The following is a 1,871-nucleotide window of genomic DNA, read 5'->3' as shown; positions in this document are numbered from 1 at the left end:
TCTTTAAAAACTTTAAAATATCAAGTTTTTTTATATATAATAAAAATTCAAGATAGGGCTATACCAACATTATTCCTTTAAATTTATATATATAACAAAAACGTTTCTTTTTTTATCACATCGATTATTTTTCTATCCCTTAATTTCGCAGTATATCCAACCACTTAAATAGAATGAGTGTTAATGTTATAAATTCCATTATCAGGTGAAAAACCTAATCGATTGAGATTGAGTTATGTATATAATCATCCAGCCCCAATTTTTATTTTTCATTTCTATAGTTCATCATATTTTTTATTAGATCCAAACGCCTTTTCTACTGGATATTTCTCTGCATTCTTGCGTAATTTAGCATGAACTGCCTCTTCTAAATCAATATTTAATTTATCACTTAACATAAGCAAATAAATCATTACATCCGCTATTTCTTCCTTCATTTCTAGCATTTTTGTTTCTGTCGCTTCTTCACTTGACTTCCATTGAAAGACTTCAAGCAATTCTGATGCTTCTAGGTTTAATGAAATGGCTAAATCCTTAGCATTATGAAACTGCTCCCAATTTCTCTCATCTCGAAATTTTATTACTGCTTCTTGTAAATCTTGCATTACTATTAATCTCCTCTCTATCCCTTACTATTTTTTTATATAATACTCATCACATATAGAATCACTTCTAATTAACCCTAATCCAGATATAGTCATCCTCATATTTAACATTTAATTTCAATCGAATCCCCTTCATATAAACTTCTAATTGCTTTATAAGGCCCTCATCATCAGGTTGATCATATCTATCTAAGTCTAAATATAATTTAAACATATTTCCCTTCGTTAACTCAAACTCCCACTTTAGAAAGTTGTTTAGCATATTTTCTTTATTCATATAATTGTTTGCTTCCATATAATCTAGTAATTCATATAAATTATAGTATACTAAGCTACTTGGTTTAAGACCTTCACATCTTGGGCAAAATTCTCTATATCTGTCTTGTAATTGCATAATCATTTCTGTACCACATTGATTACAGTTATACATATAACACCCTCCTCTACTAGATATCCCAACTTCGCTCCCTTATTACCTGCCCCTGAAATTATAAATTACACTATTTTATTTAACAAATATTCCCCTTATTCAACTTAAAGTATAATTTATTCTTCAGGTGAAATTCTATCTTAGTTTTTGGTTTTAATCCAAATATCAATACCCTTTTTGAGGTTTAGGTTAATGTGGTATATAATTATCAAAAATTCTAAGGAGTTATATATATGGCTAATATAAAAGTAATAGCTGAGGTTTTGAGGATAGGGTTACAAATTGGTTTATTTTCAAAAACCGAAGTAATCAAGTGGGCTGATCATACAATTGAAACATTAGATAGTCCTTCTATTGAAATTATAGAAGTCGCTTTATCCAGTAATGATAAGTTAGTTAATATTGTATCTAAATTAAAAAACATAAAAGGAACGTATGATAAAAAATCACCCGTAAAAATTATACTGGGACTGTTATGGAAGGAATTTATGATAAATGAAGAAAATGTATTGAAAATACAACCATTTATATCTGATTTGATACATAATAATTGCTGTGAGGGATTCGATTATGTAGATGAACAGCTGTATAATTTTAATGAGGAAATTAAGTTAGCCGCAGATAATATATATGGAAATTTAGAAGATATTAGTCAAAAAATAAAAAGCTTTTTATCTCCCTATAAAGATTATGGTTTGTTCTTTCGTTTTGAGGATACTCGAAAATATTAACTTGGTGAAAATAGGATTTTTACTAGATAGTGCGAATCAATTACAATCAGTAAAAGCGGATCCTTATGAAGATTCTACTTTTACTGATTATAATTATCCTATATT

3 protein-coding genes are annotated in these 1,871 nt (G+C 28.1%); 1 reads left to right on the top strand and 2 read right to left on the bottom strand.

Features of this window, described 5'->3' with window-relative positions; all coding sequences use genetic code 11:
* Window positions 1–275: 275 nt before the first annotated feature.
* Together ACO6VI_RS32915 and ACO6VI_RS32910 are read right to left on the bottom strand one after the other, a co-directional pair.
* The gene (locus tag ACO6VI_RS32915) at window positions 276–605 is read right to left on the bottom strand and encodes a nucleotide pyrophosphohydrolase (protein WP_422425201.1); all 330 of its coding nucleotides are present in this window, start codon (window positions 603–605) and stop codon (window positions 276–278) included.
* Window positions 606–672: 67 nt separating this feature from the next.
* A complete protein-coding gene (locus ACO6VI_RS32910) occupies window positions 673–1,035 on the bottom strand; it encodes a hypothetical protein (protein ID WP_422425199.1) in 363 nt (120 codons plus the stop codon).
* Between the two features lie 233 nt (window positions 1,036–1,268).
* Here ACO6VI_RS32910 and ACO6VI_RS32905 point away from each other — a divergent pair, with 233 nt between their 5' ends.
* Window positions 1,269–1,766 carry a hypothetical protein gene (locus tag ACO6VI_RS32905; RefSeq protein ID WP_422425197.1) on the top strand — a complete coding sequence of 166 codons (498 nt, stop codon included), beginning with the start codon at window positions 1,269–1,271 and terminating at the stop codon, window positions 1,764–1,766.
* Window positions 1,767–1,871 lie beyond the last annotated feature (105 nt).

It is taken from the genome of Bacillus sp. PSXD-155 (genome assembly GCF_049310765.1).
Taxonomy (GTDB): domain Bacteria; phylum Bacillota; class Bacilli; order Bacillales; family Bacillaceae_G; genus Bacillus_A; species Bacillus_A cereus.
Note: the sequence above shows the minus strand (reverse complement) of the source record. Positions and strands in the feature narration are given on the sequence as shown.